Genomic DNA, 16,932 nt, shown 5'->3' with positions numbered 1-16,932 from the left:
CGTTTTTAAGAATGTTTGTGTCAATTTAATGAACAACGTACATAATATTATGCATTTTGTTTTTACAAGCTGTATAGTAAAAAAAGATAAATATCGAACGTATTCGAAGCATTGTGGTAAGGAAGGGAGCTAGGGTCTTGGTAAGAACTATAAATGAGACATTTTTAAAAGCATGTAGGGGGGAACGTACTGATTATGTACCAGCATGGTATATGCGTCAAGCAGGTCGTTCGCAGCCGGAATATAGAAAGATAAAAGAAAAGTATTCTTTATTTGAAATTACACATAATCCAGAGTTATGTGCTTACGTTACAAAACTGCCAGTTGATCAGTATAACGTAGACGCAGCAATTCTTTATAAAGATATTATGTCACCACTACCTGCAATTGGTGTGGATGTAGAAATTAAATCAGGTATTGGCCCAGTTATTGATAATCCAATCCGTTCTTTACAAGACGTAGAAAAACTAGGGGAAATCAATCCAGAAGATGACGTACCGTACATATTAGATACAATTCGTTTATTAACGACTGAAATGTTAGACGTACCGTTAATCGGCTTTTCAGGAGCTCCATTTACGTTAGCGAGCTATATGATTGAAGGCGGTCCATCTCGTAACTATCATAATACGAAAGCGTTCATGTATGCAGAGCCGAAAGCTTGGTTTGCTTTAATGGATAAGCTAGCAGATATGGTTATTACATATTTAAAAGCGCAAATTAACGCAGGAGCAAAAGCAGTTCAAATTTTCGATTCTTGGGTTGGAACAGTAAACGTAGCAGATTATCGCGTATTTATTAAACCGGCAATGGAGCGTATTTTTGCAGAAGTTCGCACGATGGGTGTACCGATGATTATGCACGGCGTAGGAGCTGCACACTTAGTGAATGAGTGGCATGACTTACCGCTTGATGTAGTCGGTTTAGACTGGCGTTTACCAATTGAAGAAGCACGTGCACGCGGCGTTCACAAGGCGGTACAAGGTAATATGGATCCTTCGTTCTTACTTGCACCATGGTCTGTTATTGAAGAACATGTAAAAGGTATTTTAGATCAAGGGATGAAACAGCCGGGTTATATCTTTAACTTAGGTCACGGTGTATTCCCAGAAGTAAATCCAGATACATTAAAACGTTTAACTACATTTATTCATGAATACTCTAAAGGGCAGTTAGCGAAGTAAAGGAGAATTGCTGTATGAAAAAGAAAATTGGTTTGCTTGTAATGGCATACGGAACGCCATATAAAGAAGAAGATATTGAACGTTACTATACACATATTCGTAGAGGAAGAAAGCCAAGTCCTGAAATGCTAGAAGATTTAACAGAGCGTTACCGTGCAATTGGTGGTATTTCTCCTTTAGCTACTATTACATTAGAGCAAGCTAAGAAGTTAGAGAAGCGTTTAAATGAAGTGCAAGATGAAGTCGAGTACCATATGTATCTTGGCTTAAAACATATTGAACCGTTCATTGAAGATGCGGTGAAAGATATGCATAACGACGGTATACAAGATGCAATCGCACTTGTTCTTGCGCCGCACTATTCTACGTTTAGCGTAAAATCATACGTTGGACGAGCACAAGAAGAAGCTGAGAAACTTGGAAACTTAACAATTCATGGCATTGATAGCTGGTATAAAGAACCGAAATTTATCCAGTACTGGGTTGATGCAGTGAAAGGTATATATAACGGTATGTCAGACGCAGAACGTGAAAAAGCAGTATTAATCGTATCAGCTCATAGCTTACCAGAAAAAATTATCGCAATGGGCGATCCATATCCAGATCAATTAAATGAAACAGCGGACTATATTGCAAGAGGCGCTGAAGTAGCAAACTATGCAGTAGGTTGGCAAAGTGCAGGAAACACACCAGATCCTTGGATTGGTCCAGATGTACAAGATTTAACGAGAGAACTAAATGAAAAGCACGGTTATACTTCATTCGTATATGCACCAGTTGGATTTGTTGCGGAACATTTAGAAGTTTTATATGACAACGACTTTGAGTGTAAAGTTGTAACAGATGAAATTGGCGCGAAATATTATCGTCCAGAAATGCCAAATGCATCGGATGCATTTATTGACTGCTTAACAGATGTTGTAGTAAAGAAAAAAGAATCTGTACTGTAAGAAGAAAGGGGGAGCCTGCTTGAGGAAAAAAGTTGTGATCATCGGCGGAGGCATCACTGGATTAACAGCAATGTATAACTTACAAAAAAATATTCATGAAAAAAACTTGCCGATTGATACATTACTGATAGAAGCATCGGGTAAACTTGGCGGAAAAATTCAAACCGTTCGAAAAGATGGATTTACAATTGAGCGCGGACCGGATTCTTTCTTAGCACGAAAAGAAAGTGCAGCTAGATTAGTGAAAGAATTAGGTCTTGGCGATGAACTTGTAAATAATGAGGCCGGTCAATCATTTATCCTCGTAAACAATCGGTTACATAAAATGCCGAGCGGATCAATGATGGGAATTCCAACGCAAATTACGCCGTTTCTATTTTCCGGGCTGTTCTCCCCAATTGGTAAACTAAGAGCTGGTTTTGATCTATTAATGCCAAGATCAAAGCCAGTATCTGACCAATCACTCGGGCACTTTTTCAGACATCGCCTCGGAAATGAAGTGGTTGAAAACTTAATAGAACCGTTACTATCGGGTATTTATGCAGGGGATATTGATGAAATGAGCTTAATGTCAACATTCCCGCAAATGTATCAAATTGAGCAGAAACATCGCAGTATTTCACTCGGTATGCGTACGCTCGCTCCGAAAGAAGAGAAAGCTGAACCGAAAAAAGGAATCTTCCAAACAGTGAAAACAGGTTTAGAATCTATCGTAGAATCTCTCGAAGCAAAGATGCATGAAGGTACGATAATAAAGGGAACTCGCATTGAAAAAGTTGCAAAACAGGGTGATGGCTATACGATTACTCTTAGTAACGGAAAAGAAATAGAAGCGGACGCGGTCGTAGTGGCAAGTTCACATAAAGTATTGCCATCTATGTTTGCACAGTACAAGCAGTTTCGTTTCTTCCGCAACATTCCGTCCACATCAGTTGCGAATGTAGCAATGGCTTTCCCGAAATCAGCCATTCAGCGAGATATTGATGGTACAGGATTTGTTGTCTCTCGAAATAGTGATTACACAATTACAGCATGTACGTGGACGCATAAAAAGTGGCCACATACAACGCCAGAAGGAAAAACGCTTCTTCGATGTTACGTTGGACGACCTGGTGATGAAGCAGTTGTAGAACAAACAGAAGAGGAACTCGTTCAGCTCGTACTAGAAGACTTACGAAAGACGATGGATATTACAGAGAATCCAGAGTTTACAGTCGTAAGCCGTTGGAAAGAAGCAATGCCCCAATATACAGTAGGCCATAACGAGCGAATGAAGAAACTCACAACATTTATGGAGAAAGAGTTGCCAGGTATATACTTGGCAGGTAGTTCTTACGCTGGTTCTGGTCTGCCGGACTGTATTGATCAAGGTGAGAAGGCTGCAAAACGTGTACTCTCTCATTTGGAGAAAGTAATGAATACGGAATTAATCGCACAATAAAGAGAAACGCCTTCAATCATATTGAAGGCGTTTTGTTACTTATTCACCAATAAACATATATAAGTTATTTGGCTTTATAACGGCATCTCCTGCATAAATAACCCATTCTGTTAGGTCATCAAAATCTAAATGATAACTATTTCCTTCACTCATATCTTCTATAAAATATGGTTCATTAATGAGTATTCCTTGAATAAAGTCTTCTGTAATATGTTGCATTTCAAACCACATATGCTCGCTTTTACCCTCTTCATAGGAAACGCCAAACTTAGCGAGAAAACGAAACTCCTCATTTGATTGTTCAATTTGAAAAATGTTGCTGAAATACCCGAAAGTATTTTTTGCATTGTAAGCCATACGAGCCGTTTCACTATTTGTTTTATAGAACATGAGCCCTGTAGCTTCCTCGTGTTCTTTGAAAAAGCTTTCGATACATTCTTCTGAAGTATCAAATTTGAACAAGAGAACAGATGGCGATTGATGGTATTCATCTCGGTCATCCATCCCGCCTAAGAATGTGTTTTGTGCATCTATTGGTTGTAGCTTCACTTCTTCATCCTCAATTGAAGATAATTGATCTATACTCGTTTTATGCCCAATATAAGATAAACCTTTTTCCCACGGCACAGCTACTGTATGTATAGAACCTTGCTGACTATGTGCGATAACGATAGGCTCATTCATAGGGACTTGTCCATTTTCAACGGCATTATTCGCAAATGTTTGAAAGAGGTCACCAATGCCATAGTAGGAAGGAATGCGATTTGGAATAATTAATTCTATTTCTGTTACGCCCGCTCTTAAAAGGCCGTGTGTATGAAACCAATATTGCGTAGGCTCGCCTTCTTTATCGTCTTCATAAACGGAATGAATAATGTACAAGTCAGGAATGTCAGGTAATAATTCATTTTCAACGTGATATTCAATATAGCTTCTAGATATTACCTTCATTGCTGCACTTGAATCAATTACAAATAACAAATCTGGCGCAAGATTCCATAAAAACTGTAACTGCTGGAAAAAGCAGTTCAGTACATCGCCTACAAATAGCGTACGGGTGAAAATTTCAGTACCGAAAGCCGCATCTTCAAAATTACGATCTACGATTGTAGAATCTTGTCTATTGTACAGTTTATATTCTTCTGGGTCATTCGCCTCATCAATATGCAGTTCATACGGTATGACTTTTTCATCCATATGTAACTCAACGATAAGGCTTGTCTCATCACTATAAACAATTTTTAACTCATCAACTTTAGTAGCGATAGTTTCTAGCCGCTGTTTTAACTGCTCAATTGTAATTCTAGTCGGTATAACAGCAATCATATCTGAAAAATGACGTTCTAATGTTCCATTCATAGCTGCGCGGTATGTTTCTGTTTGTACTTCCATCCAATCACTCCTATTCAAATGAATCCATTTTACATGCCAATGAAATTTCGATATTTTCTGTTTTCTCTCTCTAACATTATAGAGTGCATTCGTAGAAAGTGTAAAATTATTATTTTGTATTATAGTTTGAAAACGAGTAAATTAGATTAATTTTTTGTAAAACTTGTCGAAATATTATTCTATATAACGAATCATTTGTTATGATAGAAATGCTGAGAAAATATGAAATAGGGAGAGGGAAATGGCTGTGAAGAAATTGTTAAGTGTCTTTTTATCATTCATACTATTGCTTTCATTTACTGGAACTTTAGTACAAGCAGAAGAAACTACTTCTATGTCAGTAGAAAAAGCAATTCAAGTTTTTAAGCAGCAAGGGAAAACGAAGGGGATCGTGGAAGGATATATCGTTGGATATACGCAAAGTCCTTCTAAATACACGAAGGATCCGGCTAAATTTGATGATACAAATGTAGCAATTGCCGATTCACCAAACGAAACAAATCCAGACAAGATGATGCCTGTTCAGTTGCCAAAAGGTGACGTGAGAGCGGCAGTAAACGTGAAAGATCATCCTGAAAATATCGGGAAGAAAGTTAGTTTAACAGGGACGCTTGAATTATATTTTAGTAGCCCAGGTTTAAAATCAGTAACAGCTCATAAGTTTCAAGGGGAAGAACAAAACCGTGTTAGTGATGTAGTAGCTTCACCGAATGGAGGAGAAGTTGCGAAAGGAACAGCAGTAACGTTAACAACGAATACAGAAGGAGCAACAATCTATTACACGTTAGATGGCTCTAACCCTACAAATAAAAGTGTTCGTTATAACGGACAAATTATCGTGAATGAAAATAGTGTAATGAAAGCAATTGCAGAGAAAGAAGGGCTTACTTCTTCAGCGATTTCAACTTTTTCATTTGTTATCGTAAACAATGAACAGGTTCGTATTCATGATATTCAAGGGAAATCACATCTTTCCCCTTACAACGGGAAGAAAGTATACAATGTGGAAGGCGTTGTAACAGCGCTTGATAAAAATGGTTTTTATATAGAAGATAATCAGCCAGATAATGATCCAGCTACTTCAGAAGGTATGTATGTGTACAAAAAAGATGCGAATGTAGCAGTAGGAGATCTTATTCAAGTTGATGGAGTAGTAGAAGAATATGTTGGACCTGGATATGCAGAAAGGTTTGACACAGACTTAACGACGACTGAAATTAAAGCGAGCCGCGTTGCTGTAATCGCAAAAAATCAAGATTTACCAGCACCGATTGTACTTGGAGAAAACGGTGTGAAAATTCCTGATCAAATTATCGATAATGATGCATTTGGTTTATTTGATCCAAATGAAGATGCAATCGATTTTTATGAAAGTATAGAAGGTATGCGCGTTACGATGCCAACGCCAAAAATTATTGCACCTCAGAAAAACGGGAATTTATATGTAACAGTGAAAAATGGCGGAAATAAAGTCGTAACGAAATATGGCACACCTGTATTAGATGAAAATCAATTAAACCCAGAGCGTCTTTCTGTAAAAGTACCTCGTGATTATGTAGCAAAAGTAGGAGATACTTTCACTGGAGATATAACAGGAGTAGTTGGATATGATTACGGTGCGTTCCGCATTGCGCCAATAACAGAATTACCATCTGTAGTAGACGGCGGATTTAAGCAAATAGGAGCAAATATTCAGCCTCGTCTTGATAAATTAACGGTTGCTACATATAACATTGAAAACTTCTCGGCGAATAAAAAAGAAACAACAGATGAAAGAGTAAAAGCATTAGCGTATTCTATTAAATACAATTTAAAAATGCCAGATATTATCGGTGTAGAGGAAATGCAAGATAATAACGGAACGGTTAATGACGGTACAACAGATGCTTCGTTAAGCGCAAAACGTATCATTGATGCAGTGCTAGAAATTCGCGGGCCAAAGTATGAGTATGTAGAAATTGCTCCGAATAATAATTTAGACGGGGGAGCACCAGGCGCTAACATTCGCGTCGGGTTCTTCTATAACCCATCACGCGTGAAATTAGCGACAGTACCGAAGTTGCTTGATAAAAATGTCGTTCGCATTGGAGACGAAAATCCATTGTTTGAAAGTACACGTAAACCGTTAGCGGCAGAATTTACGTTCCAAGGACAAAATTTAGTTGTTGTTGCAAATCACTTAAACTCAAAAATAGGAGATGCAACGCCATTTGGAAAAGTACAACCGCTCGTATTAAAAAGTGAAGAAAAACGAGTTCAATTAGCACAAGAAGTCAATCATTTCGTACAAGGAATTCAGAAAAAGAACACGAATGCACCAGTTGTTGTGTTAGGGGATATGAACGATTTTGAGTTTGCTAAACCACTAAAAGCACTAGAAGGAACAATCTTGAAAAATATGATAAACACAGTGCCAAAAGAGAACCGTTACACGTACATTCATGAAGGAAATGCACAAGTGTTAGATCATATTTTAGTAACAAACAACATCGCACCGCACACAATCGTAGATCCAGTACACTTAAACTCAAACATTATGAAAGAACACGGACGTGTAAGTGACCACGACCCAGTACTTGCTCAAATTGATTTGAAGAAGGCATCTTAAAGTAGGGGGAACGCTTAGGTAACTAAGCGTTCTTTTTTGTTTTTGCATCGTCATATAATTACAAAGAAAGAATCCCTTTTTTTGTAAAATAGCGTATAATTAATTGAATATTCATGCCTTTATGAAGGAGGTTTGGATGTATGGTAGCTCAACTAAACGGGAAATTAATGAATAAACTAGCGATTTTTTTTAGTATTTTTATAATCATTAAGTTTGTAGCTGATGTAACAGGTCTTACGCAATCGCTAGGTATGTATTATTTAGGCACGCTTAGTACAAATATCGCTTATATAGCATTCGGTCTAGCCGTAATTTTTACTATATTGGGTATTAAAAAGGAATTAAGTAAATATGCCATTATTTCAGTATGTTCGGCGGTAGGAATTCAAATAATCTATATGGTTGTTTTTGTAGTTTTATGGATGTTGGCAGGTACGCCGTAAAGGGGAGATGATTATATGAGTATTGAAAATATACGATTGATACATGTAAATGATAATAATCTCTATGTAAAAATGTTAGGAGAAGGTGAACCAATCATATTTCTTCATGGAGGACCTGGAAGTGAACACCATTTTTTTCTGCCCTATATGGCTCCACTAGCAGAAAAATTCCAATTAGTTTTTTATGATCAAACAGGTTGTGGAGAATCGGAAGCACCAAAGAATAATCAATATTCTATGAGGGATGAGATTGAAAACTTAGAAGCACTGCGTGTGCAATTAGGGTTTGAAAAAATAAAGTGAAACTTTAATCAGTGGGGGTTTTTTTCATCCCCCATTGATTATTAGTTGAACCAATCGGACTTTTATGGGCAGTTGATCCCCACCTAACTTCTTTGCTTTCGCCGAATTTTGAGGTGGGGGTCTTACTGCCCATTAAAGTGGGATAAATGTATTAGGTGAATCATGGGGATCGATGCTTGCATTATTATATGCAACTACATATCCTGAACGAGTGAATAAGTTACTTTTAACTGCTGCGATAGGAGTTAATGTAAAGGGATTAGAAAGGTTTGGTGAAGAACTGCAGAAGAGGTTAACGGAAGAAGATAAAGTAATCATTTCTGAAGTAAGCGAGAAGATTAAAAGAGGAGAGGCTTCTATATACGAGATGTTACAAGTGTTAGATCCGTATTATGTATTTGCTACGAAAACTTTAACTTATAAACAGAAAACAACTTTTAGTAATGAAGTTAATACGATACTAGGTGCAGATATGGTGAAAAATTATGATGTGACTAAACATATAAAAAAGCTCTCGAAAATTCCAATATTAATTGCGCAAGGAAGTCATGATATTTTAACTCTTGCTACTATAAAAGAACATTTTACAGAATATATACCTCATATAGAGTTTGTAGAGATTGCAAACTGCGGACATTGGACGGTAGTGGAACAGCCAAAACAAATGTGTAATATCGCATATAGTTTTTTTGAGAACTAAGAATAAGAGCGTAACTCCCATATAACTCAGGGAATTACGCTCTTATTCGTTCAATGATTTAGTCTGAAATTACTTGAAACGCTTTTCTACATCGATCTCTTTTTTGCAGTCTTCTTTTATATTTTTTTCTATCACGTTTTACTCCTTGTATATACATAAGTAAGCTAACGAAAAAGAAGAAAGCACATTGAATCATTAAAATATATGGTGACATGCCTTGCAATGGTTGCTTTGGGTCATATAAATGAATAGGTGCCCCGCCTATTGTAGGGAATATTGTATTTAGTAGGACGTACGGAATGGAGTTAACTGCAAATGGAAATAGAATCGCCATATAGTCCTTTTGTGACCATGCAGATGCAGCGAGTCCTAAAAGGGCCATTAAACCTGCAAATAAAAAATTAATTCCAATATATACCGTAATGTAAGTGAGAGGCGCATCGAAGTATAGGTTTGCGAACATTCCATCCTCATTTATGATGCCAGAACCAATCGTAGGTGTTCCGTCTGGAATTGTTAATTTGCAAAATAATAACGATAAGATGAATGGAAATGTATAAAGAAATCCTCCGCAAAAAAACGTAACGATATATTTCGCTACTGAATAAGGAAATAAAGAAATTCCTTTGCTCACGAACGGTTTAAAACCATCTGACTTATCGGAATTGTAACTTGTACTAAAGGGGAAACTCGCAATAACTGGCATTAATAATAAATAAACATCCATTTCATTATCACGAAATCCAATCCATTTTATATCTGTTGATATAGGTCCGCTCGCAGCGTCTCCTAAATAACGAATGACATAATAATAATGATAAATACAAATAAGAACGAATCCACTAAACATAATAATTAAAGAAACACGATTACAAAAAGCTTGCTTTATATTTAAACGAAGTGCACGCATCATGACTGAAAAAGCCTCCACTGTTTTGATAAAGTGAAACTTTAATCAGTGGGGGCTTCATCCCCCACTGATTATTAGTCTTCACCAATCGGACTTTTATGGACAGCCCGATCCCCACCTAAATTCTTTGCTTTCGCTGAATGTTGAGGTGGGGGTCTTACTGCCCATTAAAGTCGGATAAACTTGTCTATTTTCTATATTACTATTAAATGTAAAGATTTTCTTGTTTTTTTATTTGATTATTTGAAAAAAGAGAAATTTGTTGTTGGGAAGTAAGGTTTAGTTGAAATTAGTTTTTTCTAAAATATGGTTGACAATTAAGTATTACATTTGTAATCTTAGTTATAGATTACAAATGTAATACGAAGGAGTGAAATATATTATGACAAATCAATTACCTAAAATATCTGAAGCAGAATTAGAAATTATGAAAGTACTTTGGTCGAAATCTCCACAAACAGCGAATGAAATTATAGAAGAACTGGAAGATACAATGGACTGGAAACCGAAAACAATCCGTACATTAATTAATCGGTTAGTACAAAAGGAAGCTGTTTCTTACCATCAAGATAAAGGACGTATGTACGCTTATTATCCGTTAGTATCACAAGATAATTATTTGCAAGTGGAAACAAAATCTTTACTAAAGCGTTTTTGCGGTGCGGCGTTTAAGCCATTACTTGTTAATTTCTTAAAAGAGGAGAAATTATCTTCAGAAGATATTAATGAATTAAAACGCATTTTAGATGAGAAGACAGAGGAGAACAAGAGGAAGGATCGATAAAAATGATAGACATGCTTATAAATGTATACCTTCCTCATTTTTTTGATTGGCTTATAGAAACGTCACTTATGGCTAGCATATTAGTAGGGTTTATTTTATGTATAAAAATACTATTTAGAAATAAATTAGCACCCCGGTGGCAATATATGCTGTGGATTGTATTAATGATTAGACTCCTTTTACCATGGTCACCAGATAGCTCTTATAGCATTTATTCATTACTTTCTTATCGTTCTAGTGTATCGGAAGTTATTCCGAAAAATATGCCGTCTACTGAGAGTAAGATGAACATAGAAAGTGACCGTAAAGTGGAATTAGAATCACATGCTGAAACCGTTACAAAAAGTGGTAAACCTGAAGTAAACGTAAGTACGGAGCAACAGACTCCATTTTCTTTATACAAACTTGCTATGTATGTTTGGTTAGCTGGGGTAATCCTATTAGCAGTTATAACGTTTATTACAAATAGACGTTTATATTCTTACATAAAGAAACAACCCGATATTACGGATGAACAGGTCATTACGGTGTTTAATCGCTGTAAGCAGTCTATGAAAATGAAGAAGGCAGTTTCATTACGTTTAGCAGGAAAGATTGCGAGTCCAACTGTGTTTAGTTTCTTTCGCCCGAAAGTATTACTATCAAAAAAACATATGAAAGTATTAAACGAGCAACAATTACAATATGTCTTTTACCATGAGTTAGCTCATATTAAGAGAAACGACGTAGCTGTAAATTGGATTATGTACAGCTTAATTCTATTAAATTGGTTCAATCCGATTCTTTGGTACGCCTATTTTTGTATGCGAGAAGATCAAGAATTAGCCTGTGATGCATATGCGCTTACTTTTATAGATAAAGAGGAGCAAATTGCATATGGTCATACAATTATTACCCTCCTAGAACATTATTCCTATCAAGTACCAAACCTAGCAAATTTAAGTAGAAATAAACGAACATTAAAAAGGAGAATCGTTATGATTAAAAAGTTTCAAAAGAAATCGTATCGTCTTTCTTTACTCGGAATTATTGTCATAGTTGCTATAGCATCTCTTTCTTTATTCAACGCACGTGAAACGGAAGGGAAAGAAAAACAAGAGGATAAAGTAGAGCAGTCAAAGGATGCTTTCCAAAATGCTGTAGATATGTTGTATGGTACAGAAGAAAATGCGAAAAAAGAATATCATTATTCAGCAAGAGTGTATGAAGAAAAGACAGATTACTTATATTTAGCTGAAAAAGCTTTAACAAAAGATGAATTCCAGCAGTACATAAAATTATCTAAAAAAATTATTAATATACAGAAAAAAGGTGCTCCGAGAGTTTCTGACTACGAGTCAACATTTTTTAGAGAAGAGCGTTTATCAAAAGCCGATCGTGACAAATTATATGCACTTTATGATCAAGCAAAACCATTTGATGACAAAGTGCATGAATCTTTAAATTATACAGTGAAAGAAGCGCAGGAACATGTTGATTTTCAAATTAAGAAGCCGACGTATACAATTGAAGGATACAATCTGAAGAATGAAAATGTAGGTTATTTTATTAAGAGAAGACCTGAATTAATTATTGATTTAGAATATACAAACGGAAAAGCAAATTATGCAATTTCTCAGTCACAAGTTTTTGGGGAAAGTAAAGATTCATTCAGCCACCAGTTTGTAGTGCCTGAAAATATAGAACAGTACGAATTAGAAGAGAATCAAATATTCTACGCTACTGATCACTCGGATAGTAATTTACAAGGTATGAAGATGATTGTTCCAGCAAAAGGGAAAAATAGTGCATACCAAATCGTTATTATTAATCATAGTTTAGAGAACCAAGGAGAAGCAGTATTTGATAAAAATGTAAATAAGAAAGAGTTAGAGAAAATTATGCTTTCTATGTTGAAATAATAAAAAGGTGTTCTAGAGATGTATATCTCAAGAACACCTTTTCCTTTTCTCTTTTCTTCTGATAAACTATGGAAAGTATGATATAACTTGACTGGAATTTTTTATACTGGAAATAATAACAAAGAGAACTTGTATAGAATGTAAGCGTGTGGTAATATCAAAGATGTACTGATTGACTATATTATCCAATTGGTCATTTTTGGAGGTGACGATGTGGCGATAGATCGAAAACGTTCTATTATTGAGGCTGCAACAAAGTCTTTTTCAGCATTCGGTTATAAAGCAACAACGATGGATCAAGTAGCGAAGTTAGCGAATGTAGGAAAAGGAACGATTTATACTTTTTTCAAAAATAAAGAAGAGCTATTTGGCGAGATTATTTCTAATTTAATTACAGAAATGAAGCAAGTTGCAGAAAATGCAATTCGTTCAGATGTTTCATTTTTTGAAAATGTACATAGAGCATTATATAGCATATTAGAATTCAGAAAAGAACATCAGCTCATGATTAAGTTAATTCAAGAAGAGCGCGATATGGGAACGAAAGAAGTACAAGAAGTGATGCAACAAGTAGATGTGGAAATTGTCTCTTTCATTCAATCGTATTTAAAGATTGCGATTGATAAAGGTGAAATTAGCAAATGTGATCCAGAAATTACAGCATTTATTATGCTTCGCTTATATGTATCGCTTATTTTTGATTGGGAAAAAAATCATGAACCGCTAGAAAAAGAAAAAATTGCAGAATTATTTGAACTTTATTTATTAAAAGGATTGTCAAACTAAGATAATCCTTTTATTATTATAAAAAAAGTGACCAATTGAACAAAATGGTCATATATTTAATTTAGGAGGGATAATAGAAATATTCACTTTATAGTAAGAAACAGTTGCATAGTATAAATTCGGGGATAAGGCATATGTATGAATCAGTATAGCCTTTTTGTTTGGGTAAAAATGACCAATTGAACATTTCGGTCATTTCAAAAAAGGGGGAGAAATGATGAAAGGAAATCAGTTACTTCGTAAAGAGTTCACACAAATTATAAAAAGTAAAAAAATATTAATTCCAATTATCGCGGTTCTATTCGTACCAATTTTATATGCAGGTATGTTTTTATGGGCCTTTTGGGATCCATATAAACAGTTAGATGATTTACCGGTTGCGGTAGTCAATTTAGATAAAGGTGCAGTATTTGATGGGAAACCAATTGAGGTCGGAAAAGGACTCGTTGATAATTTAAAAGATAATACAAGTTTTAAATGGGAATTTGTAAGTGAAAAAGAAGCGAAAAAAGGAATGGAAGGTAGAAAGTATTACATGTTAGTACGCATTCCAGATGACTTCTCAAGTAACGCTACAACGTTATTAAAAGACGATCCAAAGCCATTAAACTTAGAATATATTCCAAATGAAAGCTTAAACTTCTTATCTTCACAAATTGGCGGAACAGCCATTGAAAAAATTAAAGGTGAAGTAGCAAGTACGTTAACGAAAACATATGCAGAGAAAATGTTTGATTCCATTCAAGACGTCTCAAAAGGATTAGCAGATGGGGCGGAAGGAGCAAATAAATTATACGACGGATCAAGTGAACTGCATGATGGTTCAAGTAAAGTGACGGATGGTCTTCATACGCTTCAAGGGAAATCTGGGGAGATACAGACAGGGGTAGGGAAACTATTTGATGGATCTGGGAAAGTAACGGATGGCCTTTATACGTTGCAAGGAAAATCAGGGAAAATGACAGTTGGTATTAATAAGTTGTTTGATGGATCCGGTCAGGTAACATCTGGTTTGTATACGTTGCAAGGGAAATCAGGGGAGATGGCAACAGGCATTGCTAAGTTATTAAATGGATCCAGTGAAGTGACAAATGGAGTAAATAAATTAACAGCTGGTTCAAGTCAATTAACAAATAATTTAAATACATTTGCAAATAAAACGGGTGAATTACAAAAAGGTGTGGATGATCTTTCAATTGGATCAGGTAAATTATATGGGGGATTAAACGATTTAACTGGCCGATTTATTACATTTAATAATGGTTTACAGGATGCTTCTCTCGGATCTAGTGATTTGAAAAAAGGTACTATTAACCTTTCAAATGGGATGAAAACGTTGGATAGCGCACAAGGTAACCTAGAGCAAGGAGCTCAAAATATTCAACAAGGTTTACAGAATTTAAATAATCAACTGGAAAGTTTTAAAAATGGATCATTGAATGTGAAGCCAAATGTAACAGGTTCATTGAAACAAGCAAATGACAAGATAAATGGAGCTGAAAATAATATAAAACAATTAGATTCAGCCGCGCAGTCGAATGTAGAGAATGCAAATAAAGCAATGCAAGATGTAGCGGCTTTACAAGAACAGATTAAGAGCTTACCAGAAGAATACCAAGAAAAATTAAAGCCTTTTATTACGAATGCTACAAATAGCACTGCTGCTGTTCAAAAGAATTCAGCAGGAGTAGCAGGTACGATAGGTCATTTAAAAACTGAAATATCGAATTTAAAAGAGAATGTAAGTGAAACCGTTAATGGATTACAAACGGGATTACCGAATCCTCAAGTTTTAAAAGAATTAGCTGTGGGTGTTGAAAAGTTAACGAATGGACAGAACGGTTTTGTTACTAAATTCCAGGAATTCGGTAAAGGTTTAGATGAAGCGCAATCTGGAACTGTAAAAATTGAAGAAGGTAGTCAGCTGTTAGATGGGGGAATAAGTAAATTAGCTGAAAATGGTCCAAAGCTTATAAACGGATTAAATGAATTAACAGCTGGTTCCAATAAAATAAATAGCGGATTAAATAAATTATCAACAGGGTCAGAACAGTTAACCTTGGGAGCGAATAAGTTAGCGGACGGTTCTAATAAAGTAACAAGTAGTTTAGGACAGCTAACAAATGGTTCGGGTCAAGTGACAACAGGTTTAGGCACATTATCAGGAGGAACAAACCAATTAGTCGATGGAGTAAATAAGTTAGCAGACGGTTCGGGCCAAGTGACAACAGGATTAGGTACATTATCAGGAGGAACAGGTCAACTAGTTGATGGAGTAAACAAGTTAGCTAGTGGCTCCGGTCAAGTAACAACAGGCTTAGGTGCATTATCAACTGGCTCAACCCAGTTAATCGACGGAGTTAATAAACTAGCAGACGGTTCCGGAAAAGTAACGGATGGCCTCGTAAAAGTAAACGATGGTTCAGGTGAACTTGCTGAGAAACTTGGCGAAGGGGCAGAGAAAACTGGTGAAGTGAAAGGGACGGATAAAACGTATGATATGTTTGCAAGTCCTGTAAAAGTGAAGACGGAGAAAATGGCGGAAGTTCCAAACTACGGAACTGGATTTACACCGTATTTCTTATCACTCGGTTTATTTGTTGGGGCATTACTATTATCTATCGTATATCCATTACGTGATACAGTTGGTGTTCCGAAATCAGGATTTAGTTGGTTTATTAGTAAGTTCGGCGTATTACTATCAGTAGGTATTATTCAAGCGGTAGTAGCGGATGTTATATTACTATTTGGATTAGGTGTAGAAGTACAAAGTATTCCGTATTTCATACTCTTTAGCATCGTTACAAGCTTAGCGTTTATCACATTAATTCAATGTTTAGTAACAGCATTCGGTGATGCGGGGCGTTTCATCGCCATCATCACATTAATTATTCAGCTTACAACGAGTGCTGGAACATTCCCACTAGAATTGATTCCGAAGTTTTTACAACCATTCAATACTTGGTTGCCGATGACATACTCTGTATCAGGATTGAAAGCAGTCGTATCAAGCGGAGACTTTAACTTCATGTGGCAAAACATAGGAATACTCATGATTTTCATCGTTGTGTTATCACTTGGAACAATTGCATCATTAACGTGGATGCATAAACGACAGTTTAAAAATATTGCTGAAAATCAATCAGTTGAAGCGTAGAAAAAAGCACCTTTTTGGTGCTTTTTTATTGTAATGCAGGGCATCTTTTTTGTAGTTCGGATATGAATCTGTCTAAAAACTATAGAAACGAAAGAAAAGGAATTACAACAATTTACAGAGAAAACTAGAATAGAGGAGCTGATATGATGAAAGGAAAGCTTACTTATTATTTTATCTTAAATCCGCTAATCATCTTTCTTGTTTACGCCCTTTCACCTATCTTGTTTCATAAAGAAAAATATATAAATATGAAAGATGCACTAGGAATACTTGTAGTTTACTATGTGCTTATTAGTGGGTATTACTTTATGGATGTTGTAAGTGAAAGAATGAAGAAGAATAGTAAGGACAAACAATAAAGTCTTATTGTATA

The 16,932-nt window shown here is 35.7% G+C and carries 14 protein-coding genes; 12 read left to right on the top strand and 2 right to left on the bottom strand.

The genetic code is table 11. The features are described 5' to 3' along the window. Positions 1-137 precede the first annotated feature (137 nt). From hemE to hemY, 3 genes are read left to right on the top strand one after another with little or no spacing between them, the layout of a single operon-like run. On the top strand, positions 138-1,184 hold the full coding sequence (gene hemE, locus MR147_RS09245; RefSeq protein ID WP_000252614.1) for a uroporphyrinogen decarboxylase: 1,047 nt from the start codon (positions 138-140) through the stop codon (positions 1,182-1,184). 14 nt (positions 1,185-1,198) lie between these two features. Continuing rightward, positions 1,199-2,134 carry a ferrochelatase gene (hemH, locus tag MR147_RS09240; protein WP_000726777.1) on the top strand — a complete coding sequence of 312 codons (936 nt, stop codon included), beginning with the start codon at positions 1,199-1,201 and terminating at the stop codon, positions 2,132-2,134. 19 nt (positions 2,135-2,153) lie between these two features. Further along, entirely contained in the window at positions 2,154-3,575 is a 1,422-nt protein-coding gene (hemY, locus tag MR147_RS09235) for a protoporphyrinogen oxidase (RefSeq protein WP_074609675.1), read from the top strand. 39 nt (positions 3,576-3,614) lie between these two features. Here the strand turns inward: hemY and MR147_RS09230 are convergent, their stop codons facing one another. After that, on the bottom strand, positions 3,615-4,967 hold the full coding sequence (locus MR147_RS09230; RefSeq protein ID WP_242303944.1) for a DUF4026 domain-containing protein: 1,353 nt from the start codon (positions 4,965-4,967) through the stop codon (positions 3,615-3,617). A gap of 241 nt (positions 4,968-5,208) precedes the next feature. Between MR147_RS09230 and MR147_RS09225 the strand changes: the two genes are divergently transcribed. From MR147_RS09225 to MR147_RS09210, 4 genes are all read left to right on the top strand, one after another. Further along, the gene (locus MR147_RS09225; protein ID WP_242303943.1) at positions 5,209-7,575 is read left to right on the top strand and encodes a DUF6359 domain-containing protein; all 2,367 of its coding nucleotides are present in this window, start codon (positions 5,209-5,211) and stop codon (positions 7,573-7,575) included. Positions 7,576-7,715: 140 nt separating this feature from the next. Continuing rightward, positions 7,716-8,018, top strand: coding sequence for a hypothetical protein (locus tag MR147_RS09220; protein ID WP_074609670.1), 303 nt, complete (start codon positions 7,716-7,718; stop codon positions 8,016-8,018). Positions 8,019-8,033: 15 nt separating this feature from the next. After that, positions 8,034-8,321, top strand: coding sequence for an alpha/beta fold hydrolase (locus MR147_RS09215; RefSeq protein WP_242303942.1), 288 nt, complete (start codon positions 8,034-8,036; stop codon positions 8,319-8,321). 172 nt (positions 8,322-8,493) lie between these two features. Next, complete coding sequence (locus MR147_RS09210) at positions 8,494-9,021, top strand: alpha/beta fold hydrolase (RefSeq protein WP_242303941.1); 528 nt, start codon at positions 8,494-8,496, stop codon at positions 9,019-9,021. A gap of 58 nt (positions 9,022-9,079) precedes the next feature. Here MR147_RS09210 and MR147_RS09205 read toward each other — a convergent pair whose 3' ends face one another. Beyond that, entirely contained in the window at positions 9,080-9,934 is an 855-nt protein-coding gene (locus MR147_RS09205) for a hypothetical protein (RefSeq protein ID WP_242303940.1), read from the bottom strand. A gap of 379 nt (positions 9,935-10,313) precedes the next feature. Here MR147_RS09205 and MR147_RS09200 point away from each other — a divergent pair, with 379 nt between their 5' ends. The 5 genes from MR147_RS09200 (at position 10,314) to MR147_RS09180 (ending at position 16,918) form a co-directional block, all read left to right on the top strand. Beyond that, a complete protein-coding gene (locus MR147_RS09200) occupies positions 10,314-10,715 on the top strand; it encodes a BlaI/MecI/CopY family transcriptional regulator (RefSeq protein ID WP_242303939.1) in 402 nt (133 codons plus the stop codon). 2 nt (positions 10,716-10,717) lie between these two features. Continuing rightward, complete coding sequence (locus MR147_RS09195; RefSeq protein ID WP_242303938.1) at positions 10,718-12,616, top strand: M56 family metallopeptidase; 1,899 nt, start codon at positions 10,718-10,720, stop codon at positions 12,614-12,616. A gap of 213 nt (positions 12,617-12,829) precedes the next feature. Beyond that, entirely contained in the window at positions 12,830-13,402 is a 573-nt protein-coding gene (locus MR147_RS09190; protein ID WP_000963371.1) for a TetR/AcrR family transcriptional regulator, read from the top strand. A gap of 217 nt (positions 13,403-13,619) precedes the next feature. Beyond that, positions 13,620-16,559, top strand: coding sequence for a YhgE/Pip domain-containing protein (locus MR147_RS09185; RefSeq protein WP_074609664.1), 2,940 nt, complete (start codon positions 13,620-13,622; stop codon positions 16,557-16,559). Between the two features lie 143 nt (positions 16,560-16,702). After that, positions 16,703-16,918 carry a hypothetical protein gene (locus MR147_RS09180; protein ID WP_042331749.1) on the top strand — a complete coding sequence of 72 codons (216 nt, stop codon included), beginning with the start codon at positions 16,703-16,705 and terminating at the stop codon, positions 16,916-16,918. The last annotated feature ends 14 nt before the right edge of the window (positions 16,919-16,932 follow it).

Origin of the sequence: Bacillus cereus group sp. BfR-BA-01350, from assembly GCF_022663775.1 — a bacterium.
GTDB classification, from domain to species: domain Bacteria; phylum Bacillota; class Bacilli; order Bacillales; family Bacillaceae_G; genus Bacillus_A; species Bacillus_A paranthracis.
This window is presented reverse-complemented; position numbering and strand designations above follow the sequence as displayed.